32 protein-coding genes are annotated in these 26480 nt (G+C 40.8%); 29 read left to right on the forward strand and 3 right to left on the reverse strand.

The features are described from left to right. The first annotated feature begins 34 nt into the window (after nt 1-34). The 25 genes from nusA to groL all read left to right on the forward strand — a co-directional run bounded on the left by nusA (nt 35) and on the right by groL (nt 20235). Complete coding sequence (nusA, locus tag QM810_RS06945) at nt 35-1159, forward strand: transcription termination factor NusA (RefSeq protein WP_414254329.1); 1125 nt, start codon at nt 35-37, stop codon at nt 1157-1159. A 21-nt stretch (nt 1160-1180) separates the two neighbouring features. Beyond that, nucleotides 1181-1474 carry an RNase P modulator RnpM gene (gene rnpM / locus QM810_RS06950; RefSeq protein ID WP_414254330.1) on the forward strand — a complete coding sequence of 98 codons (294 nt, stop codon included), beginning with the start codon at nt 1181-1183 and terminating at the stop codon, nt 1472-1474. Beyond that, nucleotides 1467-1766 carry a YlxQ-related RNA-binding protein gene (locus QM810_RS06955; protein ID WP_414254331.1) on the forward strand — a complete coding sequence of 100 codons (300 nt, stop codon included), beginning with the start codon at nt 1467-1469 and terminating at the stop codon, nt 1764-1766. The genes rnpM and QM810_RS06955 overlap by 8 nt, the downstream gene beginning before the upstream one ends. A gap of 16 nt (nt 1767-1782) precedes the next feature. Beyond that, nucleotides 1783-4524: a translation initiation factor IF-2 gene (infB, locus tag QM810_RS06960; RefSeq protein WP_414254332.1), complete on the forward strand. Its 2742-nt coding sequence runs from the start codon at nt 1783-1785 to the stop codon at nt 4522-4524. A 166-nt stretch (nt 4525-4690) separates the two neighbouring features. After that, entirely contained in the window at nt 4691-5041 is a 351-nt protein-coding gene (rbfA, locus tag QM810_RS06965) for a 30S ribosome-binding factor RbfA (RefSeq protein ID WP_001273601.1), read from the forward strand. A 146-nt stretch (nt 5042-5187) separates the two neighbouring features. Continuing rightward, entirely contained in the window at nt 5188-5967 is a 780-nt protein-coding gene (locus QM810_RS06970) for a hypothetical protein (protein WP_414254333.1), read from the forward strand. Nucleotides 5968-6071: 104 nt separating this feature from the next. Further along, nucleotides 6072-6305, forward strand: coding sequence for a DUF1858 domain-containing protein (locus tag QM810_RS06975; protein WP_000368732.1), 234 nt, complete (start codon nt 6072-6074; stop codon nt 6303-6305). Next, nucleotides 6305-7639: a DUF438 domain-containing protein gene (locus tag QM810_RS06980; protein ID WP_414254334.1), complete on the forward strand. Its 1335-nt coding sequence runs from the start codon at nt 6305-6307 to the stop codon at nt 7637-7639. The genes QM810_RS06975 and QM810_RS06980 overlap by 1 nt, the downstream gene beginning before the upstream one ends. 9 nt (nt 7640-7648) lie before the next feature. Then, nucleotides 7649-7903, forward strand: coding sequence for a DUF1912 family protein (locus QM810_RS06985; RefSeq protein ID WP_004251830.1), 255 nt, complete (start codon nt 7649-7651; stop codon nt 7901-7903). A 75-nt stretch (nt 7904-7978) separates the two neighbouring features. Beyond that, the gene (locus tag QM810_RS06990; RefSeq protein ID WP_024053819.1) at nt 7979-8269 is read left to right on the forward strand and encodes a DUF4651 domain-containing protein; all 291 of its coding nucleotides are present in this window, start codon (nt 7979-7981) and stop codon (nt 8267-8269) included. Further along, nucleotides 8266-8595, forward strand: coding sequence for a thioredoxin family protein (locus QM810_RS06995; protein WP_414254335.1), 330 nt, complete (start codon nt 8266-8268; stop codon nt 8593-8595). Before QM810_RS06990 ends, QM810_RS06995 begins: the two co-directional genes overlap by 4 nt. After that, nucleotides 8592-9218, forward strand: coding sequence for a YtpR family tRNA-binding protein (gene ytpR / locus QM810_RS07000; protein ID WP_414254336.1), 627 nt, complete (start codon nt 8592-8594; stop codon nt 9216-9218). The genes QM810_RS06995 and ytpR overlap by 4 nt, the downstream gene beginning before the upstream one ends. Nucleotides 9219-9259: 41 nt before the next feature. After that, nucleotides 9260-10021, forward strand: coding sequence for an SDR family NAD(P)-dependent oxidoreductase (locus QM810_RS07005; RefSeq protein WP_414254337.1), 762 nt, complete (start codon nt 9260-9262; stop codon nt 10019-10021). Between the two features lie 73 nt (nt 10022-10094). Continuing rightward, nucleotides 10095-10490 carry a single-stranded DNA-binding protein gene (locus QM810_RS07010; RefSeq protein ID WP_263394006.1) on the forward strand — a complete coding sequence of 132 codons (396 nt, stop codon included), beginning with the start codon at nt 10095-10097 and terminating at the stop codon, nt 10488-10490. 249 nt (nt 10491-10739) lie between these two features. Beyond that, nucleotides 10740-11663 carry a substrate-binding domain-containing protein gene (locus tag QM810_RS07015; protein WP_414254505.1) on the forward strand — a complete coding sequence of 308 codons (924 nt, stop codon included), beginning with the start codon at nt 10740-10742 and terminating at the stop codon, nt 11661-11663. Further along, the gene (locus tag QM810_RS07020) at nt 11663-12979 is read left to right on the forward strand and encodes a sensor histidine kinase (RefSeq protein ID WP_414254338.1); all 1317 of its coding nucleotides are present in this window, start codon (nt 11663-11665) and stop codon (nt 12977-12979) included. The genes QM810_RS07015 and QM810_RS07020 overlap by 1 nt, the downstream gene beginning before the upstream one ends. A gap of 6 nt (nt 12980-12985) precedes the next feature. Then, nucleotides 12986-13669, forward strand: coding sequence for a response regulator transcription factor (locus QM810_RS07025; protein ID WP_004251853.1), 684 nt, complete (start codon nt 12986-12988; stop codon nt 13667-13669). After that, the gene (locus QM810_RS07030) at nt 13666-14964 is read left to right on the forward strand and encodes an ABC transporter substrate-binding protein (RefSeq protein WP_414254339.1); all 1299 of its coding nucleotides are present in this window, start codon (nt 13666-13668) and stop codon (nt 14962-14964) included. The genes QM810_RS07025 and QM810_RS07030 overlap by 4 nt, the downstream gene beginning before the upstream one ends. Before the next feature lie 139 nt (nt 14965-15103). After that, nucleotides 15104-15538: a PTS sugar transporter subunit IIA gene (locus QM810_RS07035; RefSeq protein WP_414254340.1), complete on the forward strand. Its 435-nt coding sequence runs from the start codon at nt 15104-15106 to the stop codon at nt 15536-15538. Nucleotides 15539-15551: 13 nt separating this feature from the next. Continuing rightward, entirely contained in the window at nt 15552-16046 is a 495-nt protein-coding gene (locus tag QM810_RS07040) for a PTS system mannose/fructose/N-acetylgalactosamine-transporter subunit IIB (protein ID WP_195183841.1), read from the forward strand. A gap of 57 nt (nt 16047-16103) precedes the next feature. Continuing rightward, nucleotides 16104-16946, forward strand: a complete 843-nt coding sequence (locus QM810_RS07045; RefSeq protein WP_006151610.1) for a PTS mannose/fructose/sorbose/N-acetylgalactosamine transporter subunit IIC — start codon at nt 16104-16106, stop codon at nt 16944-16946. Then, nucleotides 16930-17784: a PTS system mannose/fructose/sorbose family transporter subunit IID gene (locus QM810_RS07050; protein ID WP_029689583.1), complete on the forward strand. Its 855-nt coding sequence runs from the start codon at nt 16930-16932 to the stop codon at nt 17782-17784. Before QM810_RS07045 ends, QM810_RS07050 begins: the two co-directional genes overlap by 17 nt. A gap of 101 nt (nt 17785-17885) precedes the next feature. After that, on the forward strand, nt 17886-18179 hold the full coding sequence (locus QM810_RS07055) for a DUF202 domain-containing protein (RefSeq protein WP_214262370.1): 294 nt from the start codon (nt 17886-17888) through the stop codon (nt 18177-18179). Between the two features lie 136 nt (nt 18180-18315). Next, nucleotides 18316-18600: a co-chaperone GroES gene (gene groES / locus QM810_RS07060; RefSeq protein WP_414254341.1), complete on the forward strand. Its 285-nt coding sequence runs from the start codon at nt 18316-18318 to the stop codon at nt 18598-18600. A 15-nt stretch (nt 18601-18615) separates the two neighbouring features. Next, complete coding sequence (gene groL, locus QM810_RS07065) at nt 18616-20235, forward strand: chaperonin GroEL (protein WP_414254342.1); 1620 nt, start codon at nt 18616-18618, stop codon at nt 20233-20235. 93 nt (nt 20236-20328) lie between these two features. Here groL and serS read toward each other — a convergent pair whose 3' ends face one another. The 3 genes from serS to QM810_RS07080 form a co-directional block, all read right to left on the reverse strand. Continuing rightward, a complete protein-coding gene (serS, locus tag QM810_RS07070) occupies nt 20329-21603 on the reverse strand; it encodes a serine--tRNA ligase (protein ID WP_414254343.1) in 1275 nt (424 codons plus the stop codon). Between the two features lie 213 nt (nt 21604-21816). Further along, the gene (locus QM810_RS07075) at nt 21817-22188 is read right to left on the reverse strand and encodes a DUF956 family protein (RefSeq protein ID WP_414254344.1); all 372 of its coding nucleotides are present in this window, start codon (nt 22186-22188) and stop codon (nt 21817-21819) included. Between the two features lie 2 nt (nt 22189-22190). After that, on the reverse strand, nt 22191-23555 hold the full coding sequence (locus QM810_RS07080; RefSeq protein WP_414254345.1) for an aspartate kinase: 1365 nt from the start codon (nt 23553-23555) through the stop codon (nt 22191-22193). Between the two features lie 253 nt (nt 23556-23808). On the opposite strand from QM810_RS07080, the gene QM810_RS07085 reads away from it, so the two are divergent. From QM810_RS07085 to QM810_RS07100, 4 genes are all read left to right on the forward strand, one after another. Further along, nucleotides 23809-24594, forward strand: coding sequence for an enoyl-CoA hydratase (locus tag QM810_RS07085; protein ID WP_414254346.1), 786 nt, complete (start codon nt 23809-23811; stop codon nt 24592-24594). 91 nt (nt 24595-24685) lie between these two features. Beyond that, complete coding sequence (locus tag QM810_RS07090; RefSeq protein WP_414254347.1) at nt 24686-25120, forward strand: MarR family winged helix-turn-helix transcriptional regulator; 435 nt, start codon at nt 24686-24688, stop codon at nt 25118-25120. Beyond that, nucleotides 25120-26094 carry a beta-ketoacyl-ACP synthase III gene (locus tag QM810_RS07095; RefSeq protein ID WP_414254348.1) on the forward strand — a complete coding sequence of 325 codons (975 nt, stop codon included), beginning with the start codon at nt 25120-25122 and terminating at the stop codon, nt 26092-26094. Before QM810_RS07090 ends, QM810_RS07095 begins: the two co-directional genes overlap by 1 nt. A gap of 58 nt (nt 26095-26152) precedes the next feature. Next, nucleotides 26153-26377, forward strand: a complete 225-nt coding sequence (locus QM810_RS07100) for an acyl carrier protein (RefSeq protein ID WP_000257840.1) — start codon at nt 26153-26155, stop codon at nt 26375-26377. Nucleotides 26378-26480: the final 103 nt, after the last annotated feature.

A 26480-nucleotide genomic window follows, 5' to 3' on the forward strand; every position in this document is an offset into this window, starting at 1 on the left:
GGATAGCTTTTGAGAATTCAAAAGTAAAAAGAACATGAGTAAAGAAATGCTAGAGGCCTTCCGCATTTTGGAAGAAGACAAGGGAATCAAGAAAGAAGATATCATAGACGCAGTAGTAGAATCACTTCGTTCTGCTTATCGTAGACGCTATGGTCAATCTGATAGTGTAGCTATTGATTTCAATGAAAAGACAGGTGACTTTACTGTTTATACTGTCCGTGAAGTTGTTGATGAAGTATTTGATAGCCGTTTGGAAATTAGCTTGAAAGATGCCCTTGCCATTAATTCAGCCTATGAGCTTGGTGATAAAATCAAATTTGAAGAAGCACCAGGAGAGTTTGGTCGTGTAGCAGCCCAATCTGCTAAACAAACCATCATGGAGAAAATGCGTAAGCAAACACGTGCCATTACCTACAATACTTACAAAGAGCATGAACAAGAAATCATGTCAGGTACAGTTGAACGTTTTGACAACCGCTTCATTTACGTCAACCTTGGAAGCATCGAAGCTCAATTGTCAAAACAAGACCAAATTCCTGGAGAAATCTTTGCTTCCCACGATCGTATCGAAGTTTATGTCTACAAAGTGGAAGACAACCCTCGTGGAGTTAACGTCTTTGTAAGTCGTAGCCATCCAGAAATGATCAAACGTTTGATGGAACAAGAAATTCCAGAAGTTTACGACGGAACTGTTGAAATCATGAGCGTAGCCCGTGAAGCAGGTGATCGTACGAAAGTTGCGGTTCGTAGCCACAATCCTAACGTTGATGCTATCGGAACAATCGTTGGACGCGGTGGTGCTAACATCAAGAAAATCACTAGCAAATTCCACCCAGCTCGTTACGATGCTAAGAGCGACCGCATGGTACCTGTAGAAGAAAATATCGATGTTATCGAGTGGGTAGCAGATCCAGCTGAATTTATCTACAATGCCATTGCTCCTGCCGAAGTTGACCAAGTTATCTTTGATGAAAATGACAGCAAACGTGCCTTAGTCGTTGTGCCAGATAACAAACTATCTCTTGCAATCGGTCGTCGTGGACAAAATGTTCGCTTGGCAGCTCACTTGACTGGATACCGTATCGATATCAAGTCTGCAAGTGAATTTGAAGCTATGGAAGAAGCAGGTCAAGTTGATTTCGCTGACACAGAAGAATAAAAGCTGCAAGAGGAGGGAAAGATGAAAACAAGAAAAATCCCTTTGCGCAAGTCTGTTGTTTCTAATGAAGTGATCGATAAGCGAGATTTACTTCGTATTGTCAAGAACAAAGAAGGAGAGGTCTTTATCGACTCGACAGGCAAGGCTAATGGCCGTGGCGCTTATATCAAGCTAGACAATGCAGAAGCCCTAGAGGCAAAAAAGAAAAAAGTCTTTAACCGTAGCTTTAACATGGAAGTTGAAGAAAGTTTTTATGACGAGTTGATTGCTTATGTTGATCACAAAGTAAAAAGAAGAGAGTTAGGACTTGAATAAGCAAAAAGTAAGTAAACTCTTGGGACTTGCTCAACGAGCAGGGAAAATTATCTCGGGTGAAGAAATGGTTGTCAAAGCCATTCAGGAACAGAAAGCTAAGCTGGTATTTCTAGCGCATGATGCTGCTCCTAACCTGACCAAGAAGATTCAAGATAAAAGTCACTATTATCAAGTAGAAGTTGTAACCGTGTTTTCAACACTGGAATTAAGCATAGCAGTTGGGAAATCAAGAAAGGTTTTAGCTGTGACAGATGCTGGATTTACAAAGAAAATGAGGTCTCTTATGGAATAGAAGAGGAGGACATGATTTGTCTAAGAAAAGATTGTACGAAATCGCAAAAGAACTTGGAAAAGAAAGTAAGGAAGTTGTAGCGCGTGCAAAAGAGTTGGGCTTGGAAGTAAAAAGCCATGCATCAAGCGTAGAGGCTGCTGCTGCTGAAAAAATTGTAGCTAGCTTTAAGCCTGCTGCTCCAAAAACAGAAGCAAAACCTGTAGCACCAAAAGCAAATGAAGCGAAGGTGGAAAGTAAACCAGCTACGCCAGCAACTCCAAAGGAAGAAAAAGTTGTAGCTGCAAGACCACAGAGTCGAAACTTTAAGGCGGAACGTGAAGCGCGTGCCAAAGAGCAAGCAGAACGACGCAAGCAAAATAAGGGTAACAACCGCGATCAACAACAAAACGGTAATCGTCAAAAGAACGATAACCGTAATGGTGGGAAACCTGGTCAAGGAAACCGTGACAATCGTCGTTTTAACGACCAAGGGAAGAAACCACAAGGCCAAGGAAATCGTGGCAATGATTATCGCCAACAAGCTGATAATCGTCCCAACCAAGCTGGTCCTCGTATTGACTTTAAAGCTCGAGCAGCAGCTCTGAAGGCTGAGCAAAATGCAGAATACGCACGCTCAAGTGAGGAACGCTTCAAACAGTCTCAAGTTGCCAAAGAAGCCTTGGCTCAAGCTAATAAACGCAAGGAGCCAGAGGAAATCTTTGAGGAAGCTGCTAAACTAGCTGAACAAACTCAGCCTGTAGTTGAAGTAGCTCCTGTAGCCAAAGAGGCTGTAGTGGATACACGTCGTAAAAAGCAAGCTCGACCAGACAAAGATCGTGATGATTACGATCATGAAGAAGATGGTCCTAGAAAACAACAAAAGAATCGAAGTAGTCAGAATCAAGTGAGAAATCAAAGAAATAGTAACTGGAATAACAATAAGAAAAATAAAAAAGGCAATAAACAAAATAACCGTAATCAGGCTCCAAAACCTATTACAGAGCGTAAATTCCATGAATTGCCAACAGAATTTGAGTATACAGATGGTATGACTGTTGCGGAAATCGCAAAACGTATCAAACGTGAACCAGCTGAGATTGTTAAGAAACTATTTATGATGGGCGTTATGGCCACTCAAAATCAATCTTTGGATGGGGAAACAATTGAACTCCTCATGGTTGATTACGGAATTGAAGCTAAACAAAAGGTTGAAGTGGACAATGCCGATATCGAACGTTTCTTCGTAGAAGATGATTATCTGAATGAAGACCAACTAGTGGAACGTCCACCAGTTGTAACCATCATGGGACACGTTGACCATGGTAAAACAACCCTTTTGGATACTCTACGTAATTCACGTGTTGCGACAGGAGAAGCTGGTGGTATCACTCAGCATATCGGTGCCTATCAGATTGAGGAAAATGGTAAGAAGATTACCTTCCTTGATACACCAGGACACGCGGCCTTTACTTCCATGCGTGCACGTGGTGCTTCTGTTACCGACATTACTATCCTAGTCGTAGCGGCAGATGACGGGGTTATGCCTCAAACTATCGAAGCCATCAACCACTCAAAAGCAGCTAATGTTCCAATTATCGTAGCTATTAACAAGATTGATAAACCAGGTGCAAACCCAGAGCGCGTTATCGGTGAATTGGCTGAACACGGTGTTATGTCAACAGCTTGGGGTGGAGATTCTGAGTTTGTAGAGATCTCAGCTAAATTCAACCAAAATATCGATGAACTCTTGGAAACTGTTCTTCTTGTGGCTGAAATCCAAGAACTCAAAGCAGACCCAACCGTTCGCGCCATCGGTACCGTTATTGAAGCCCGTTTGGATAAAGGAAAAGGTGCGGTTGCAACCCTCCTTGTTCAACAAGGTACTTTGAACGTTCAAGACCCAATCGTTGTTGGTAATACTTTCGGACGTGTCCGTGCCATGACCAATGACCTTGGACGTCGTGTTAAGGTTGCAGGACCATCAACACCAGTATCTATTACAGGTTTGAATGAAGCACCTATGGCGGGTGATCACTTTGCTGTATACGAAGATGAAAAATCTGCTCGTGCAGCTGGTGAAGAACGTGCTAAACGTGCTCTTATGAAGCAACGTCAAGCTACACAACGTGTCAGCCTAGAAAACCTCTTTGACACTCTTAAAGCTGGTGAACTCAAGTCTGTTAATGTCATTATCAAAGCCGACGTACAAGGTTCAGTTGAAGCCCTTGCTGCTTCCCTTCAAAAGATTGATGTGGAAGGTGTAAAAGTTACCATCGTCCACTCAGCAGTTGGTGCCATCAACGAATCTGACGTTACTCTTGCTGAAGCTTCAAATGCCTTTATCATTGGTTTCAACGTACGTCCTACACCACAAGCTCGTCAACAAGCAGAAGCAGACGATGTAGAAATCCGTCTCCACAGCATCATCTACAAGGTTATCGAAGAGATGGAAGAAGCCATGAAAGGTATGCTTGATCCAGAATTTGAAGAAAAAGTTATCGGTGAAGCGATTATCCGTGAAACCTTCAAAGTATCTAAAGTGGGAACAATCGGTGGATTTATGGTTACTAGCGGAAAAGTTACCCGTGACTCTAAAGTCCGTGTTATTCGTGACGGTGTCGTTATTTACGATGGTGAACTTGCAAGTTTGAAACACTATAAAGATGACGTCAAAGAAGTTACAAACGGCCGTGAAGGTGGTCTCATGATTGATGGCTACAATGATATCAAGATGGATGATGTGATTGAAGCCTATGTCATGGAAGAAATCAAGAGATAATAGAGAAACGATAGCCAATTTGACTCGTCGTCAACAGCGCCTTGATGAACCCTTAGTTCTATCTAAGGCTTGTTTCCTAGATTCAAATGGCTCTAGTTCCTCTATCTAATAAAAATAGCTAGGTCTGCTGGCCTAGCTTTTGGTTCAATAGAGAGGAAGGAATAGCATGGCAAATCATTTCCGTACGGATCGTGTGGGCATGGAAATCAAGCGCGAAGTCAATGAGATTTTGCAAAAGAAAGTCCGTGATCCCCGTGTCCAAGGTGTGACCATCACAGATGTTCAGATGCTAGGCGACTTGTCTGTAGCGAAGGTCTACTACACTATTTTGAGTAACCTTGCCTCAGATAATCAAAAAGCTCAAATCGGGCTTGAAAAAGCAACTGGAACCATCAAACGTGAACTTGGTCGCAATTTGAAATTGTATAAAATTCCAGACTTAACTTTCGTTAAAGACGAATCCATCGAGTATGGAAACAAGATTGACGAAATGTTACGCAATCTGGATAAGAACTAAGAAAGAGGGGAAACCCTCTTTTTTGTTACTTTAAACATGACGATAGATTAACTAATTGCCCTTCTTAAAAGTCGGTTAAAAAAATGTATTAATCTCTAAGAGTATGATATGATAAAGCTGGACTTGAATGAAAAATGGAGATATAGATGGCTAAACAAGATATAGCTATAAAAGTTTTACAACAAGTTGTAAAGCTTCCTGTCGTGAAAGTAAATAGAGAAAAATTTTTAGTTGAGAAGTTTTCTAAAGAATTAGATAAGAAGGATATTGCCAAATTGTTAGAACAAGGTCCTCCTTCATTATTACCCCAGGAAACCTTAGATAGGGTAGCCAGGTCCTGCATAAAGGATAATGTTTTACGAGCAAGTGGAACATCTGTTCTAGCAGGTCTACCTGGAGGTATTCTAATGGCGCTTACTATTCCAACGGATGTAGCTCAGTTTTATGCTTTTTCCTTGAAATTAGCCCAAGAATTGGGATATATTTATGGATTTAATGATCTTTGGGCGTCAAGAAATGACTTAAGTGAAGAAGCTAAAAACACACTATTACTTTATTTAGGGGTCATGCTTGGGGTAAACGGAGCGGGTGCCTTGCTTCGTTCTGGTGGTGTTACAGTCGCTAAACATGTAATGACCACAGTACCTCAGAAGGCCGTAGCCAAGGCTGGCTGGTACCCTATTTTAAAAAAGGTTATGAAAATTTTTGGGGTTACTCTTACAAGGAGAGGCTTGGCAAAGGGAATGGGAAAAGCGATTCCTATTCTAGGTGGGGTTATTTCAGGGGGATTAACCTATGCGACTATGAAACCCATGGGTGAAAGATTGCAAAAAGAATTATCCAAATTAGTTAACTATTCTGAAGTGCAATATCAAAATGATATGGCAATTATTCGAAAAGAGGCTGAGGTGATCGAAGCTGACTGATATGAAGAAACTAGCAAGTTTTATGTTGCTAGTTTTTTTAATCTCATTCCTTATGGTATAATAAAAACAGTTAAATGATTAGAAATAAACTCATGGAGGTTCTCATGGACAATATAATCGATGTCTCTATTCCTGTTGCGGAAGTGGTGGATAAACATCCAGAAGTTTTAGATATTTTAGTTGAGCTTGGTTTTAAACCTCTTGCAAATCCCTTGATGCGTAATACTGTAGGGCGAAAAGTGTCGCTCAAACAAGGCTCAAAGCTTGAAGGAACTCCTATGGATAAGATTGTGCGTACGCTTGAAGCAAATGGTTACGAAGTGATCGGGTTAGACTAATGACAGATGAACGTATTCATATCCTGCGGGATATTTTATTAGAATTGCATAATGGAGCCTCTCCAGAGTCCGTTCAGGAACGCTTTGATGCGACCTTTACAGGTGTATCTGCTATTGAGATTTCCCTTATGGAGCACGAGTTGATGAACTCTGACTCAGGCGTAACCTTTGAAGATGTCATGGAACTCTGTGATGTGCATGCCAATCTTTTTAAAAATGCTGTTAAGGGTATCGAAGTTGAAGATACAGAGCATCCAGGTCATCCCGTGCGTGTCTTTAAGGATGAAAATCTAGCTCTCCGTGCTGCCTTGATTCGGGTCCATAGATTGCTCTCGACTTATGAATCTGTGGACGACGAGGAAATGCTGGCGGAGATGCGTAAGGGTTTGGTGCGTCAGATGGGGCTTGTTGGTCAATTTGATATTCACTACCAGCGCAAGGAAGAGCTCTTCTTTCCTGTCATGGAACGTTATGGCCATGATTCACCTCCCAAAGTTATGTGGGGAGTGGATGATCAGATTAGGGATCTCTTTCAAACAGCTTTAGTGGCAGCTAAGTCGCTCCCAGAAGTACCGATTTCCGCCGTAAAGGAAGCTTTTGAAACTTTTGCGACAGAGTTTGAAAGTATGATATTTAAGGAAGAATCAATCCTTCTCATGATTCTGCTCGAATCCTTTACCCAGGATGACTGGATTCAGATTGCCGAGGAAAGTGACGCCTATGGATATGCCATTATCCGTCCGTCTGAGAAATGGATTCCAGAACGTCAAAGTTTTGTTGAGGAAAAAAGTGTAGAAGAACCAACTCAGCCAGAAACTGTAGATGGAAAAGTTCAGCAAGTGATTGATACGCCAGAAGGCCAGCTTACCATCACCTTCACACCTAAGGAAAAGGAAACAGTAGTAGATCGCAATAACCAGCAGGCTTTTGGCAATGGTTATCTATCAGTTGAACAGGCGAATCTTATCCTTAATCATTTGCCGATGGAGATTACCTTTGTTAATAAGGATGATATCTTCCAATATTATAACGATAATACGCTAGCAGATGAGATGATTTTCAAGAGGACACCGTCTCAAGTTGGACGAAATGTCGAACTCTGCCACCCGCCAAAATATTTGGATAAAGTCAAAACGATTATGCAAGGTCTTCGTGAGGGGAAAAAAGACAAGTATGAGATGTGGTTTAAGTCCGAATCACGTGGAAAGTTTGTCCATGTCACCTACGCAGCTGTCCACGATCAAGCAGGAGAGTTTCAAGGAGTCTTGGAATATGTGCAGGACATCCAACCCTACCGTGAGATTGATACAGACTTTTTCCGTGGATTAGAATAAGGAGAAAAAATGAGTTACGAGCAAGAATTTATGAAGGAATTTGAAGCCTGGGTTAATACCCAGATTATGATCAATGATATGGCTCTTAAGGAAAGTCAAAAGGTCTATGAAGAAGATCAAGATGAGCGCGCTAAAGATGCCATGATTCGCTACGAAAGTCGCTTGGACGCCTACCAGTTCTTACTAGGTAAGTTTGAAAACTTCAAGGCAGGCAAGGGATTCCATGATTTACCAGAAGGTTTGTTTGGTGAGAGAAATTATTAAATTGTAGAAAATGGAAAGGGGAGTGGAACTCCCTTTTTCATTGTTCCTTGAGCCTTTTTGTGTTACAATGTTAGCATGAAAACGAAAAATATTATTAAAACAGGTTTAGTCGTGGCAGGGCTTGGAGCACTTGCCTTTGGAGCTAAGAAAGTAGCCGATGATCACAAACTCATGAAAACACAGGAAGAGTTAACTGCTATTGTGCGTGACTATTTCTCAGAAATGGGTGAGATTGGGACTCTCTATGTCCAAGTATACGAAAGTAGCCTAGAACGTCTTGTTGGTGGTGTCATTTTTGAAGATGGTCGTCACTATACCTTTGTCTATGAAGATGAAGATCTCATCTACGAGGAGGAAGTCTTATGATTTCTCCTAAAAATATAGAAGAATTAGCAAATCTAGTAGAGCAGGATGGCAAAAAGGTTTTCCTTTTTGTTGCGGATTGGTGTGGCGATTGCCGTTATATTTATCCCGCCTTGCCAGAGATTGAAGCGGCAAATCCAGAGTTCACTTTTATACGGGTCGACCGAGATGAATACATGGAACTTGCTAAACTTTGGGATGTTTACGGAATTCCTAGTCTTGTTGTATTAGATAAGGACAAGGAAATTGGCCGTTTTGTCAATCGTGACCGTAAAACCAAGGGGCAAATCAATGACTTTTTAGCAGGTTTGAATAGGAGAAAAGAATGATTTTTACATATAATAAAGAACATGTCGGCGATGTCCTTATGGTCATCGTGAAAAACAGTGGAGATGCTAAACTAGATGCTGAGCGTAAAGGCAATATTGCGCGTGTTTTTCTAAGAGAAACTGGTGAAACTGTCGCTTGGAATATTTTTGAAGTTTCTAGCTTGTTTGAGATTGAGAATCGTGGCCAAGTATTTCTAACAGACGACCAAGTGGCTCGTTTGAATCAAGAACTACAGTCTCAAGGATTTACTGAAGGAATCATCAATGACAAGGAACCAAAATTTGTCGTTGGAGAAATTGTAGAGATGGCAGCACATCCAGATAGTGATCACTTGAATATCTGCCAAGTTGCTGTTGGAAATGACAAAACAGTACAAATCGTTGCGGGTGCTCCTAATGCGCGTGTCGGCTTGAAAACCATTGTAGCTCTTCCAGGTGCGATGATGCCAAAAGGCAATCTCATTTTTCCAGGGGAACTTCGTGGTGAAAAGAGTTTTGGGATGATGTGTAGTCCTCGTGAACTTGCCTTACCAAATGCGCCGCAAAAACGTGGTATCATTGAATTATCTGAAGACCAAGTTGTAGGAACTCCATTCGATTCGGCTAAACACTGGACAGCTTAATTGGTAACTAGTATCTATTAAACTAGATAGGAGAAATTAAGATGGCAAAAAATGTTGTGATCACAGGTGCAACATCAGGTATTGGGGAAGCAATCGCGCGTGCCTATCTAGAAAAAGGTGAAAATATTGTTCTCACAGGACGTCGAACAGAAAGACTTGAAGCTCTCCAAGCTGAGTTCACAGAAGCCTTTCCAAATCAAAAAGTCTGGATCTTTCCGTTAGACGTAACAGATATGAGCATGGTAAAGACTGTTTGCTCAGAAATTTTAGAGACAGTAGGTCAGATTGATATATTGGTCAATAACGCTGGACTTGCTTTAGGCTTAGCTCCCTATCAGGACTATGAAGAGTTGGATATGCTGACCATGCTGGATACCAATGTCAAGGGCTTGATGGCTGTTACTCGTTGTCTATTGCCTTCCATGGTAGCTGCCAATCAAGGTCATATCATTAACATGGGTTCAACCGCAGGTATTTATGCCTATGCGGGTGCAGCAGTCTATTCAGCAACCAAGGCTGCAGTTAAAACCTTTTCGGATGGCTTAAGGATTGATACCATTGCTACAGATATCAAGGTGACCACTATTCAACCTGGTATTGTAGAGACTGATTTTTCAAAAGTCCGTTTCCATGGAGATGAGGCACGGGCGGCGACAGTCTATCAGGGACTCGAAGCTTTGCAGGCACAAGACATCGCTGATGCCGTTGTTTATGTGACCAGTCAACCACGTCGTGTGCAAATCACCGATATGACTATCATGGCCAATCAACAAGCAACTGGATTTATGATCCATCGAGATTAATATTATTAAAAAAAGTTACGAATGTTGTAACTTTTTTTCTTTTCCTTCGAATAGATAAGTAGGAGGATGAAAAATGTATAATAAAGTTATTATGATTGGACGTTTAACGTCTACACCAGAATTGCACAAAACCAACAACGACAAGTCTGTGGCTCGTGCGACGATTGCTATTAACCGTCGTTTCAAGGACCAGAATGGGGAACGTGAAGCTGACTTCATCAATATTGTTGTCTGGGGCAAACTGGCTGAAACCTTGGCTAGCTACGCGACTAAAGGCAGTCTCATTTCTGTCGATGGGGAGCTCCGTACCCGTAAGTTTGAGAAGAATGGTCAGAGCAACTACGTGACAGAGGTTCTCTGTACTGGATTTCAACTTTTGGAAAGTCGTGCTCAACGTGCTATGCGTGAAAATAATGCAGGTCAAGACTTAGCAGATTTGGTCTTGGAAGAGGAGGAACTTCCTTTCTAGGATTGATTATAGAAAAAGCTGGTTCGTTTATAGACCGGCTTTTTCTATTATTTCTAGTTATATTGTTCGGAAATTACTTCTTAAGATAGGTCAAATAAATGTATTTGTACAATAAAATCAAGCACTTTTTTTGAAAAAGTAGTAGAATAAAGTAATATATATTCAAAATTTTCAGAAAAGGAATAAAATTTGAAGGAAAATAAAGAGAAAAAAGAATTGTTGAAATGGCTGATAAAGCGTATATTACTGATGATTCCAGTGGTCTGTATTCTCTTTTGGATTTTTGGCCGTTGTCAAACAAGTGGCATCAAGGATCAGACTAAAATTGGTGTAACCTATATGACCATGAACAATGAGTTCTATAAAAGTATTCATTCGGAAATTAGTCGAATTTCCGATGAAAGAGGAGCTCTTGTTTGCGTCCGAGATCCAGAATTGGATGAAGAAAGGCAGAGCCAGCAGATTGATGATTTTTGTGCTCAAAAAGTTGATGTGATTGTGATCAATCCGGTCAAGGGGGATAGCCAGTCCATTTTAACTGCTCTTGAAAAAGCTAGAAAACAAGGAATTAAAATCATTGCAGTCGATACCCAACTGAAAAATTTTAAGCCCGATGCAAGTATTGTATCTGATAACTACCAAGCGGGAGTATTGATTGCTAAAGAGCTGATGAAACGTTCCTCTAGCGCTCGGGTCCTCCTTTTGGAGCATAAGGGGACTGTTTCAGCAGATACGCGGATTCAGGGGTTTAAAGACACTATAGAGGGGCACAGTTCTTATCAGATTGTATCGGAACTAGAAACCAAGGGGCAAACGGAGATCGCCATGCCGGCTGTCCAGAATTTTTTACAATCAGGGGTTGAAATTGATACCTTGGTTGCCTTAAATGACCGCTCGGCTATAGGAGCTTTAGCTGCAATTAAGGAGCAAGGAAATAGCCAGTCCATTGCAATTTATGGAATCGATGGCTCACCAGATATGAAATCCTTGTTGCACTCGACGGATGATGTAGTGGGAACCGTTGCTCAATCTCCCTTGAAGATGGGAGACCGTGTTATGGAAGTTATCCAAGATATTTCTGAAGGGAAGAGCTATACCAAAGAGGTGACCATTCCAGTTGAAATGATGACAAAGGAAAACATTGATCAGTTTGATGTGAATGGGTGGCAGTAATGAGAAAGTTTAGAGGTGTTCGATACAGTTTGGCCATTCTTATGGTCGTGAATTTTATTGCTGTTATGCTCAACAGCATCATCTATCTTCAAGCAACCAACTATATCATCGCTCAACGCCAAGCCTCTCTATTATTGGAGCGCCTAGAGCGTATTCCTTTTGCTTCATCTACGACTTTTTGCTTGTCAGCAATCTTATTTGCTGGGATTGCCTTAATATCAATGAGTCGTTATAGACCTCAAACAAGTCGATGGTCTATTTTTGATAAGAGGAATCTTCTGGAGATTCTCCTGATGCTACTTTTGATGTGGGTTCAGAACATAGCTTATAACGGGCTCATTCTCTTGGTTTTTGCGGATATCTTCTATGGCTCCAAAGAGTTGAATACCAAGAGAGATCGGAAGTATTGGTTTGCCTTTATCCTAGTAAGCTTCTTGATGCTCCTTGTAACCAATTCAGACGTCTTTTCGCTTTTCTTCCCGATTCCTTCTCTTGATACCTATATTCATTTTTATCCTGAATCTATCCGTATTTTGGCCTTTTTCTTAAAGAATTCCCTCTACGCCTTGAATATGGTACTCTTCATAATTTCACTTTTATTTTATATCATGAATGTCCTTGCGGAAAACCACGAAGTTGAACAAGAGCTGGCCATGGTGTCCAAGGTTAATACCGAGTTGAACAACTATATGGCCTTGTCTGAGAAGATTGCAGAGGATCGGGAGCGCAAGCGGATTGCTCGGGAGATTCACGATACCTTGGGACACGCGTTAACAGGGATTTCAGCAGGTTTAGATGCTGTCGGTGTCTTGATTGATATCAATCCAAGTCGTGCCAAAGAGCAGGTAAAAAACGTATCAGAAGTCGTCCGTGAAGGAATCCAGGATGTGAGAGGCTCTCTAAATCGCCTTCGTCCAGGAGCCCTTGAGGAGCGAACTCTCAAAGATGCTTTAGAAAAGACAATCCGCGAGTACCAAATTCTTTCAAACTTGCAAGTTGATTTCAACTATGAATGGGTTGATGTCGATATGGACGTCATGATTGAAGATACAATCTTTCGTGTGATACAAGAGTCTATGACTAATGCGGTTCGCCACGGTCATGCCAGCCACATGGACCTCCATTTTTTTGAGGACGAAGAAGATTACATGATTGAGTTGCAGGATAATGGAGTTGGGTTTGAAACCTTGACATATGGCTACGGACTCAAACAGATGATGGAGCGTATTTCAATTCTAGGAGGCCAGCTTCAATTTGAAAGTCGCGATGGATTTTTCACACGTGTTAGTTTACCAAAATATAAAGAAGGGAGGTAAGAGATGATGATAAAAGTAATGGTGGCGGATGACCAGTCCTTGATTCGAGAATCTCTGAAAATTATTTTGTCGGCCTACTCAGATATTGAAGTGGTAGCCACAGTGGAAGATGGAAATCATGTCTTGTCTAGCATTCCACACTCGCATCCGGATTTAATCTTAATGGATATTCGGATGCCAGGCATGGATGGGGTTTTGGCTACAAAAGAAGTAAAAGAACACTATCCGGATATCAAAATTATTATTTTAACAACCTTTGACGATGATGAATTTATCTATAGTGCGCTCAAGTATGGTGCTTCAGGGTATCTCTTAAAAGGAGCCTCGACAGAGGAGCTTTATGAAGCTATTAAGGTGGTGCATCAGGGAGGAGCAATGATCAACCCTGATATCGCAAGCAAGGTCTTTCAAATTTTCTCACAAATGGCCAAATCAAATTTCTCTATTGCTGTGGATGAGGATAACGTTAAGGATTTGAGTACGACGGAATGGCGCATTATCCAAGAGATTGGCTATGGTGAGTCAAATAAAGAGATTGCGGCTAAACTCTTCTTATCAGAAGGAACTGTTCGTAATTACTTATCAACGATTTTGTCGAAATTAAACCTAAGAGATCGAACGCAATTAGCAATTTGGTCAGTCCAAACAGGAGTGACCCGACGTGATTTTTCAAAAGGAAATACGGAATGAAATTGAAGCGAAAGCAACTTTGTTTAGGGATTTGTCTCCTTTTTATGCTCTCTTTGAGTGCTGGTTTTTATTGGTGGAAACAGCAACCGACCGTTCTTCATATAGGAGTTTATGCAGGCTCTAGTTGGGATGTACCGACCAGTCAACGTTCCCATGCATTGGATCTTGCGATTCAAAAATTTGAAAAATCCCATCCTAATGTCCGTGTGGAATATGAAAATGGAATTCCGCAGTCGGAATATTCAAACTGGCTCTCAGAAAAAATTGTATCAGGAAAGACCCCTGATGTGTTTATGGTTTCTGAGAAAGATTTGTCCTTATTGGCGGCACGTGGCGTTTTAGAAAAGTTAAACGGCTATATGAATAAAGAAGACCAAGTTGCTTTTTATCCTGTTGCATTTGAATCAGGTGTCTATCAGGGGCAAACCTATGCCTTGCCATATGAGAGTAATCCTATTTTGATGTGTGTCAATAAAGATTTGCTGGATAAAGAAGGCATTGAGGTTCCCAAAGAAGGTTGGAGCTTGGAAGAGTTCTATACAATTTGTAAAAAACTAACCAAAGATACTAATGGAGATGGTCAATTGGATCAGTTTGGGAGTACAGAATATACCTGGAAAGAAGCTTTGGCAGCAAATGGGGGTAGTCTCTTTCAAGGTGGGATGCTCAAACTTACGGCTCCAGAAGTTAAAGAATCTTTGACTTTTTTACAAAAATTGGAAGAGCTGAATAAGAACTATAAGGTGAGTTCCAAAGATTTTGACCAGGGGAAAGTTGCGTTTTATCCCATGACCTTGGCTCAATATAGGACTTATAAACCTTATCCCTACCATGTTTCCAAATATTCAAACTTCACCTGGACCTGTATTCCTATGCCTGCTAAGTCAAAAACCACCAAGGCGACTTTGGTTACGACTACTTCTTTTGCCATGTCGGCACGGACTCCTCATTCAAAGTTGGCTTGGGAATTGATGCGAGTGTTGACAGAAGATCCAGAAATTCAACAACTCCTCTTTGCTCAATCTCAAGGGATTTCCGTTATGCCACAGGTGGTCCAAAGTCAGTCTAGTAAAGACCTTCTACAGGTAGATGATTTTGGCACGGACTCCTTAACCAATCAGACCTTGAATCGTATCATGGAACAAGCTGTTGAGAGTAGTCCCAAAAATGTATCCAAAGAAGTGTTAGAAAAGCTGGACTATTTGATTAGCAATGCTTTACGCAATCAGGATGTTGAGAATCGCCTGCCGCAAATTCAAAGGGAGATTGAAAGTAGTCTTCAGGTAGGAGTTTAAAGAAAATAAGATGACATCGTGTCAAGTGACAGATGTCATTTTTTTGTTGCTAAATGTCATGTTTATAATGTGACATTTGACAATGTAAAAGCGCTTCCAAATAATCTACAATAGAGTCAAATAAAGGAGGCGTAGCAAAATGAAATACCTCATTTTAGTCAGTCATGGTGGATTGGCAGAAGGGCTAAAAACATCGCTAGCTATGTTTGCTGGTGACAAGATGAATCAGGTCATCGCAGTTGGACTTAAAGAAGGAAAATCCGTTGATGACTTTGCAGTTGATTTTAGAGAGAGCATTTCAGAATTGACAGCAGATGATTCTGTGCTGGTCTTGGCAGATATTGTAGGTGGTAGTCCATTAACCACAGCAGCCACTGTCCTAGAAGAAGCTGGAAAGCTAGATGGAGCTTTGATCCTTGGTGGGATGAACCTCACCATGGCCTTGACAGCAGTTGTGATGAAGGATGTGTTGGATGGAGACGATTTGTCAGCAACTATCTTATCGGAAGCACAATCTGCACTACAACCTTTTGAAGTTTCAGCCACTAGTGCTGAAGAAGATGATGATATTTAATAGGAGGTACCTTATGGTAGTAACATTTGTACGGATTGATGATCGCATGATTCACGGTCAAACAGTCACACGCTGGGCAAAAGAAAAACCATGTGATGGTTTGATTGCTGTAAACGATGCAGCAGCATCAAACAAGGTTTTGATCCAAGCTTACAAAGGAGCATCAGACAAGAAAACCTTTGTATGGACAAAAGAAGCCTTTAAAGAAAAGTCAGCAAAAGTAACGGAATCTGACAGTCGGTACTTCTTGATTACCAAAAACCCAATCGATATGAAGGAAATTTTGGTGGATCAAGGTTTTGTCCCAGGAGATGTTAAAGAAATCATCGTTGGCCCTGCAAATGATCGACCTGGTGCAGTGAAATTGGGTAATAACCAATCTATCACACAGGAAGAAGCAGAAGCCTTTCAGGCTATCCAGGCAACAGGTTACAAGGTTAAATTCCAATTGTTGCCTGATGTTTCGATTGGTTACTGGGACGATTTCAAATCTAAATTTGGTTTTTAAACCTAACAGTTTTATTAGTTAGGTAAATAAATTTACAAACAAAAAGGAGCGTTTGCTATGACAATTTCATGGATTCAAGCAATCTTGCTTGCAGTTTTCGCCAGCTTGTCTTCAATGCCTGGTATGGGTGGTTCCAGTATCGGGAACTATACACTCGGTCGTCCCTTGATTGGTGGGTTGATCTCAGGTTTAATTCTTGGAGATGTGACAACCGGTATTATGGTCGGGGTTGCCCTTCAAGTCGTTTATATCGCATTGGTAACACCTGGTGGAACCGTATCTGCCGACGTTCGTGCAATCTCTTATATCGGTGTTCCTCTTGCTATCTTGTTTGTGCATGCAAATCACATCACAGACGAAGCTGGAATTGCAGCAGCTGCAGCTCCAATCGGTGCAGCCGTTGGGACAATCGGTACTGTTCTTTTCTACGGTACAGCTACAATGAACTTGCTTTGGCAACATATTGGTTGGAAAGCCGTTGAAGAAGGAAACTTCAAAAAACTCTACGCAGTTGACTGGGTTTATCCTTGGATTTCTCACTTCCTCTTCTCTTTCCTTCCAACTATGATTATCACCAAATATGGTGAAAACATGGTTGATTTGATGAAACTTTACCTTCCTATGGATGGTTTCTGGATGAAAGCCCTCTTTACAGTTGGAGCCCTTCTCCCATGTGTCGGTATTGCTATCTTGTTGAAACAAATTGTTACAAAAGCAACTGACTTCATTCCATTCTTTGTTGGATTTACTTTGGCTAAATCTCTAGGATTGAACTTGGTAGCTAGTGCTGTTGTTTCATTAATCTTTGCAGTAATCTACTATGAACTTGAAGTGATTAAATCTATGAAAGCAGCTCCGGCTGGAGTGGTGTACGTAGACGATGATGAGGAGGATATTTAAGATGGCTGATAGAAAGAAAATTTCAAAGAAAACATTAGCAAAAGCATTTCATCATTGGTATTATGGCCATTTGACTTGTTTCTCTCAAGAACACATGCAAACCTTCGGGTACTTAACTTCAATGCTTCCAATTGTAGAAGAGATGTATGATACAAAAGAAGAACAAAAAGATGCCATGCAAACCTATACCGCCTTTTTCAATACTGAACCGCAACTTGGATCCCTTGTTGTAGGGATTACAGCTGGTTTGGAAGAAGCGCGTGCAAATGGAGATGCAGTAGATGGTGAAACCATCAATGGGATGCGTGCCGGTTTGATGGGACCAATCGCTGGTATTGGTGACTCTTTGATAGTTGGTACCTTGATTCCAGTTCTTTTGGGGATTGCACTTGGTCTTTCAAAAGGTGGTAACGTCGCTGGTGCTATCTTCTACATCGTCGTGTGGAATTTCCTAGTCTACTTTGGTATGCGCTTTGCCTTCTTTAAAGGGTATCAATTAGGGGATAAAGCCGTTGAATTTCTTGTAGGACCAAAAGGACAAGCTCTTCGTAAAGCGATCAGCGTTGTTGGTGGTATGGTTATTGGTGCCGTAGCAGCGACTTGGGTCTCTGTTACAACAGCACTCGAATTCAAAAATGCTAACGGAGAAGCCTTCCTTAAAATTCAAGAAAAGATTGATGGTGTTTATCCAGGTCTCTTGACAGCAACCTTCATCACTATTTGCTGGTGGTTGATGTCTAAGAAAAAAGTTTCACCAAACAAAGTCATGTTAATTCTAGTTGTTGTTGCCTTAATTGGTGTTGCTCTAGGTATATTTGACCCACATCTTAATTACTAAGGTCAAGAGTACCCCATATTTACTAGTAAAAATTTTGAGAATGAAGTAAACTAATCTCCTTCTCTTACACTTCATTCTCAATTTTTATCAGGAGGATTTTCATGGTTACAAAACAAGAACTTGTTAATGGATATGAAACAGAAATTAAATATCAACGTCACATGCTTGAAAATCTGGGCCGTTGGTTCAGTTTGCTCTTTATCACTGCTAGTATTGGTGTGGTATTGATTTATCTCTTTCATAGAAGTTTCCTCCCACTATTTATCTTCGGGATTTTTCTAGCCTTGGTTGGAATCTTGGGAATGGTTGTTTTTGGATATGGTATCTACCGCGGGCGGATTAATCTCCAAAAGGTTATCGATGATTTCAATCAAAAGTTGACGATTCTCAATTAATATTAAAGGAACATCTCTTTCATTTTAGAGGTGTTTTTTTCTTGACTATTTCTGACTAAGTGATACAATAGAACTATGGTTTAGCACTCGTGGATAAAGAGTGCTAATAATATGATTGTCTTATGGAGGAAAGCAGATGTTGAAACCATTAGGAGACCGCGTGGTCTTGAAAATTGAAGAAAAAGAACAAACTGTTGGGGGATTTGTCCTCGCAAAATCAGCCCAAGAAGAAACGAAAACAGCTACTGTAGTGGCTACTGGACAAGGTGTTCGTACCTTGAGCGGTGAGTTGGTTGCTCCAAGTGTAAAAGTTGGAGATCAAGTTTTAGTTGAAGCTCATGCAGGTATTGATGTCAAAGATGGTGATGAAAAATATATCATCGTGGGTGAAGCTAATATTTTAGCAATCGTTGAAGAATAATAGGAGGAAGTAAGTATGTCAAAAGAAATTAAATTTTCATCTGATGCACGTTCAGCAATGGTCCGTGGGGTTGATATCCTAGCTGATACAGTTAAAGTAACCTTAGGCCCTAAAGGACGTAATGTCGTTCTTGAAAAATCATTTGGTTCACCATTGATTACCAATGACGGGGTGACAATCGCTAAAGAAATTGAACTAGAAGACCATTTTGAAAATATGGGTGCCAAATTGGTATCAGAAGTAGCTTCTAAAACTAACGATATTGCTGGTGACGGGACAACTACTGCAACTGTCTTGACCCAAGCCATCGTTCGTGAAGGAATCAAAAATGTTACGGCTGGCGCAAACCCAATCGGTATCCGTCGTGGGATTGAAACTGCGGTTGCTGCAGCTGTTGAAGCCTTGAAGAACAATGCCATTCCTGTTGCTAACAAAGAAGCGATTGCGCAGGTCGCTGCTGTATCCTCTCGCTCTGAAAAAGTGGGTGAATACATCTCTGAAGCCATGGAAAAAGTTGGTAAAGATGGAGTTATCACTATTGAAGAATCACGTGGTATGGAAACAGAGCTTGAAGTTGTAGAAGGAATGCAGTTTGACCGTGGTTATCTATCTCAGTACATGGTTACTGATAATGAAAAAATGGTTGCAGACCTTGAAAATCCATACATTTTAATTACTGACAAGAAAATTTCAAATATCCAAGAAATCTTGCCACTTCTAGAAAGTATTCTTCAAAGTAGCCGTCCACTATTGATTATTGCAGATGATGTTGACGGTGAAGCTCTTCCAACTCTTGTTTTGAACAAGATTCGTGGAACCTTCAACGTCGTTGCTGTTAAGGCTCCTGGATTTGGTGACCGTCGTAAAGCGATGTTGGAAGATATTGCGATTTTGACAGGTGGAACTGTTATCACAGAAGATCTTGGGCTTGAGTTGAAAGATGCTACCATCGAAGCTTTAGGTCAAGCAGCTAAAGTGTCTGTTGATAAAGATAGCACAGTTATTGTAGAAGGCGCAGGTAATCCTGAAGCAATTGCTAATCGTGTCGCTGTCATCAAGTCTCAAATTGAAACAACAACATCAGAATTTGACCGTGAAAAACTCCAAGAACGTTTGGCCAAATTGTCAGGTGGCGTAGCAGTTATCAAGGTTGGTGCTGCAACTGAAACTGAGTTGAAAGAAATGAAACTCCGTATTGAAGATGCTCTTAACGCGACACGTGCAGCTGTTGAAGAAGGTATCGTTGCAGGTGGTGGTACTGCCCTTGTTAATGTTATCTCAGCTGTCGCTGCCTTGGAATTAGAAGGCGATGAAGCAACAGGTCGCAATATTGTTCTTCGTGCCTTAGAAGAGCCAGTTCGTCAAATTGCCTACAACGCAGGCTATGAAGGTTCAATCGTTATTGATCGTTTGAAAAATGCAGAAGCTGGTACAGGCTTCAACGCTGCAACAGGTGAATGGGTCAACATGATTGAAGCAGGAATTATCGATCCTGTTAAGGTTAGCCGTTCAGCCCTTCAAAACGCAGCATCAGTAGCAAGTCTTATCTTGACAACAGAAGCAGTTGTGGCTAATAAACCAGAACCTGTAGCACCAGCTCCAGCTATGGATCCATCAATGATGGGTGGTTACTAGAGAATATAAAAATAACAGGTAGAGATGAAAGATTTTCTACCTGTTTTTTTACATGAAATGCAAAAGAGGAAGTTATGCTTCCTCTTGTTTATTTTATGGTTTGATAACTTCAGCTCCACCCATATATGGACGAAGGACTTCAGGAATAGTAACAGAACCATCTTCGTTTTGATAGTTTTCAAGAATAGCAGCGACGGTACGTCCAACAGCAAGTCCAGAACCATTCAAGGTGTGGAGAAGTTTAACCTTACCATCGGCTTCATCACGGTAACGGATTTGGGCACGACGAGCTTGGAAATCTTCTGTGTTTGAACAGCTTGAGATTTCACGGTAAGTATTTTGTGCTGGAATCCAAACTTCCAAGTCGTAAGTCTTAGCAGCTGAGAAGCCCATGTCTCCTGTAGAAAGAGCAACTACGCGGTATGGAAGGTTGAGTTTTTGAAGGATGTTTTCAGCGTTGGCTGTCATCTTTTCCAATTCTTCGTATGATTCTTCAGGTTTAGCAAATTTCACCATTTCAACCTTGTGGAATTGGTGCAAACGGATCAATCCACGAGTATCGCGACCAGCTGAACCAGCTTCAGAACGGAATGATGGACTCATAGCAGTAAAGTAGATTGGCAAGTCTTTTCCGTCAAGAATTTCATCACGATAGTAGTTAGTCAAAGGTACTTCAGCTGTAGGAATGAGGACATAGTTGGTATCACTGAGCTCAAAAGTATCTTCCTTGAATTTTGGATATTGACCAGTACCAAACATAGAATCATGGTTAACCATGTAAGGTGTGATGACTTCTGTATAGCCTTCCTTACCATGCTCATCTAGCATAAAGTTGTAAATAGCACGTTCCAAACGAGCTCCAAGGCCTTTATAGAAGAGGAAGCGCGCTCCAGTTACTTTTCCACCACGTTCCCAGTCAAGAATACCGAGGTCTTCACCTAGATCCCAGTGAGCTTTTGGTTCAAAGTCGAACTCGCGAGGAGTTCCCCAACGGCGAACTTCTACGTTATCATCTTCGTCTGCACCGATAGGCACGCTGTCAGCGGGGATGTTTGGAAGAGTAGTGGTAAATTCTGTTAATTTAGCGTCAATTTCTGCCAACTCAGCATCGAGTGCTTTGACCTCTGCAGAGAGAGTTTGCATGGCAGTAATCTTATCGTCTGCATTTTCCTTGTTGCGCTTAGCTTGAGCAATTTCAGCAGAAACCGTGTTACGCTCTGCCTTGAGGGTTTCAACCTTGACTAAGATGTCACGACGTTTTGCGTCGATTTCCTTCATTTCATTCAAGATAGTAGCATCTACACCACGTGTAGCTAATTTTTCAGCGACAGCATCAAAGTCTGTACGAATACGTTTGATATCTAACATAAGAACTCCTTTATGAAAAAAGCACACCTGACAAAGCGTTGGAGTGGCAGGGCCACGGTTCCATCCAACTTCACAGGTGTGCACTTGATTCTGTATTTGATTTGAAATAACGGTAGAATTTCACCTATCTCTCCTATCTGCTCGCAGCATCCGCAGACTTTCTGGAAGAAGAGGATAACCTACTTATCCGTTTCTATGATTATACTAAACTTTCTATTTTTTTGCAAATAGATTTTTGATTTTATGACCGATGATTTGGAGTAAGGTTGGAAGCTTAATGACCTTATCATTACCTAGCTTTTCACGAGCAATTTTAAGAATTTTTCCAGAATCTTTTGAAGCAAAGAGGAATTTTCCTTGGTCAGTGAAGACTTCGAAATGACGACTAACCTTGCGCCTAGAGACATTGGCTCCGATTTGGTTAACGCTGGACCAGGGAATCTGAATGTAATCCTCAACATTACGGTCTGCGTAAAATTCTAAAGCCTGATCTCCAACCAGAAATTTTCCAACCTTTCCTGAAATGGAAAGATAGGAGGTTCCAGTAGTTTGTAGGTCAATGACTTTGTTGAGAGATTGTGCCATGTTTAGTCTTCCTTACTTTCACCGAAAAAGGCATGGTATAGAGCCTTTAGAGCCGCTTTTTCTTGGTCTTTGTGGACAACGAACATGATCGAAACTTCACTAGAACCTTGTGACATCATTTGAATGTTGATATTATTTTCAGACAAGGCGCGAGTGGCTGTAGCAGTTACCCCGATATGGCGCTTCATTTTTTCGCCAACAATCATTATGATAGAGAGGTCATGTTCGATTTCAGCATGGTCAACTTCAGCTTTTTGAACTAATTGACGAAGGATTTCTTCTTCTTTAATAGGAGTTAATTCTCGTGAACGTAGAATGATAGATAGGTCATCGATACCAGTTGGCATATGTTCCCAACCAATATTCAGGTCTTCTAGAATTTGAAGCACTTTACGACCAAAACCAACTTCGCGGTTCATCAGGTATTTAGACATATTGATGCTGACAAAACCAGAATCACCAGCAATCCCCACTACTGGGAATTCATCACTGCTGTGTTTTAGAACGATGCGAGTACCCGGATGTTCAGGATTATTGGTATTTTTGATAACAAGAGGAATTTTCCCGCGGTAGGCCGGAAGGAGAGCTTCGTCATGTAGTACAGAGAAACCTGCATAGGCCAATTCTCGCATTTCACGGTAAGTCAATTCAGGGATTGAGTGTGGTTTGTGAATGATACCAGGGTGGGCAGCAAAAATTCCGTCAACATCAGTAAAATTTTCATAAAGGTCAGCTTTAACTCCAGCTGCGATAATTGAACCAGTGATATCAGATCCACCACGTGAGAAGGTACAGATTTGATTCTCTTTAGTCACACCGAAGAATCCGGGAATAACCAGAACTTCCGTTCCATTATTGAGCTCTTCGATTTTATCATAACTTGAAGGAATGATACGAGCATTTCCAGGTTCGCTTGTAACAACAATCCCAGCCTCTCGTGGATGAACATAGCGCGCTTCTAAACCATTTTGGTTAAAGTAAGCTGCAATCAGTTTAGCGTTGTTATTTTCACCTGCAGCAAGGAAGGTATCGTAAAGAAATTCATTGTTTTCAATTGGAAGGGTAGCGAGAGTTCGGATGCTTTTAGAGATTCGTTCTAAAACAGCAGGTTTAAGCCCTAGTTCGCTAACCATTGCAGCGTAACGATCGATAATCCAATTTTGACTAGCACCGATATCATTTCCCGCTACATAATCACGATAATATTTAATCAAAGCATCCGTAACTTTGGTATCTTTAGCATCGCGCTTTCCTGGTGCAGATACAACTACAAAACGACGTTCGGGGTCACTTTTTACAATGTTTAAAACCTTCTTCAATTGGCTTGCAGAGGCGAGTGAACTTCCCCCAAATTTTACAACCTTCATAAAAACTCCTCAGTTAGTATTTTATACGATTATAGCAGAAAGAAGGGCTTTTTTCAATCTGCAATAGGAAAGGCTATATCATATTAGAGGTATGAACGTGATTATCTTAACCTAACTATTTTAAGTATAGAAAAAATTCTTTAAAAATCGGCTGATACACTTTTAATCGATTTTTGCTTGTGTAAATGGAAATAAAAAGATATACTTTGAAGATAAAACAATTTAATCAGCTATTTAAATTAAAGGAGTGGCTATGAATCATATTATCTTTCAAATTCAAGACGATTTAGCGGTGATTACATTAAATCGTCCCGAGGTGGCAAATGGTTTCCATATTCCTATGTGTGAAGAAATTTTAGAAGCACTGGAATTAGCTGAAAAAGACAATTCAGTTTCATTTATTCTAATCAATGCTGCTGGTAAGGTGTTTTCTGTCGGTGGCGATTTAGTTGAAATGAAACGTGCTGTTGATGAGGATGATATTGCTTCCTTAACTCGAATTGCTGAATTGGTCAATACTATTTCTTATAAGATTAAACAGATTCCTAAACCTGTTATCATGGAAGTTGATGGAGCAGTTGCTGGAGCTGCAGCCAATATGGCCTTGGCAGTTGATTTCTGTATCGCATCTGACAAAGCTAAATTCATCCAGGCTTTTGTAGGTGTGGGCTTAGCTCCTGACGCGGGCGGCTTATTCTTGCTTACAAGATCACTTGGTGCAACTCGTGCAACGCAATTAGCTATGACAGGTGAAGCCTTTACCGCTGAAAAAGCAATGGAGGCAGGAGCTCTATATCGTCTATGTACTAGTGAACAATTAGAAAAAACAAGAGAACAATTGTTGAAGAAGTTGAGACGTGGTTCTTCAAATTCCTATGCTGCGATTAAGAAACTTGTTTGGGAAAGTGAGTTTAAACAGTGGCATGAATACGCTAAACTTGAATTAGAATTGCAAGAATCACTATCCTACACAGAAGATTTTAAAGAAGGTGTACGTGCACATTCTGAGAGAAGACGTCCAAAATTTGTCGGGAAATAAAAAAATGCTTGCACAATTCTTTGAAGTTTGATATACTTTTCTAGTCAAATGTTTTGATTATAAAACTTTTTTTGGTAAGGAGGGAAGAGAAATGGACTACCAACAAGTCAATGACTATTTAACATCAATTTTTAACAACGTCCTAGTGATCGAGGAAGTAAGTTTGCGAGGTAGTCGTTTCAAAGATATCTCTATCAAAGAAATGCACACGATTGATGTTATCGGTAAGTATCCAGAAGTGACTCCAAGTCAAGTTTCCAAAGAGTTGATGGTAACACTAGGGACTGTGACAACGAGCTTAAACAATCTGGAGCGAAAAGGATACATCGAACGGATTCGTTCAGATCAGGATCGTCGTGTAGTACATCTTCATTTGACAAAGAGAGGTCGCCTTGTACATCGTCTCCATAAACGTTTCCATAAGGCCATGGTCGAAAGAATTATCGAAGGCATGAGTCCTGAAGAGATGGAAGTTATGGGTAAAGGGTTGACTAATCTTTATCACTTTTTGGAGGATTTGAAGTAATGGCTTTTGCAAAAATAAGCCAGGTCGCTCATTATGCTCCAGAGCAGATTATCACTAACGAAGACTTGGCTCAGGTCATGGATACGAGTGATGAATGGATCTCAAGTCGGACAGGGATTAAAGAACGTCATATTTCTAAAACAGAATCAACAGGAGATTTGGCTACAGAGGTTGCAAGACAACTTCTGGACAAGGCAGGGATTTCTGCTGAAGAGTTAGATTTTATTATTCTGGCTACTATGACACCTGACTCGATGATGCCTTCAACCGCAGCTCGTGTTCAGGCAAGGATTGGCGCTCATAAGGCTTTTGCCTATGATTTAACAGCCGCTTGCAGTGGATTTGTCTTTGCTCTATCAACGGCAGAGAAGTTCATTTCTTCAGGAACATATCGAAAAGGTCTTGTTATCGGTAGTGAGACCATGTCAAAATCTTTGGACTGGTCTGACCGCTCAACAGCTGTCTTGTTTGGAGATGGAGCTGGCGGAGTGCTACTTGAGGCAAGTGATCAAGAACATTTCTTATCAGAAAGTCTCAATAGCGATGGTTCTCGTGGTGAGTGTCTCACCTATGGAAAGACAGGATTGATTTCACCATTTTCTATTCAAGAAGAACCAGATGTTTTCTTGAAAATGGATGGGAGAGCAGTTTTCGACTTCGCAATTCGAGACGTGGCTAAATCTATTAAACAGACCATCGAAAAAAGTCCAATATCAGCAGATGAACTCGATTATCTATTACTTCATCAAGCTAATATTCGAATTTTAGATAAGATGGCTAGAAAAATCGGTGTCGATCGTGACAAACTTCCTGCTAATATGACGAAGTATGGAAATACCAGTGCGGCAAGTATTCCGATTTTACTTTCTGAGTGTGTAGAAGAAGGGCTCATCCATTTGGATGGTAGCCAAAAAATTCTCTTGTCAGGTTTCGGTGGAGGTTTGACATGGGGCACACTTATTGTTACAATTTAGGTAATCATGTGGCGATCACATTGTTATAAAAAAACTATTTATTTTAAAGGAGTCTATCATGGCAGTATTTGAAAAAGTACAAGAAATTATCGTTGAAGAACTTGGAAAAGATGCATCAGAAGTAACACTTGAATCTACTTTTGATGATTTGGATGCAGATTCATTGGACTTGTTCCAAGTAATCTCAGAAATCGAAGACGCTTTTGATATCCAAATCGAAGCTGAAGACAACTTGAAAACAGTTGGCGACTTGGTTGCTTACGTTGAAGAGCAAACTAAATAATTAGAATAAATAAAGAAGGAGTAGGGGAGACCCGCTCCCTCTTGTTTAGGTAATAGTTTGACCGTCAAATTATAATAAAGTCGAACTATTACGTAAGCAAGAC

The organism is Streptococcus infantis (genome assembly GCF_047464155.1).
Classification (GTDB): Bacteria; Bacillota; Bacilli; order Lactobacillales; family Streptococcaceae; genus Streptococcus; species Streptococcus infantis_U.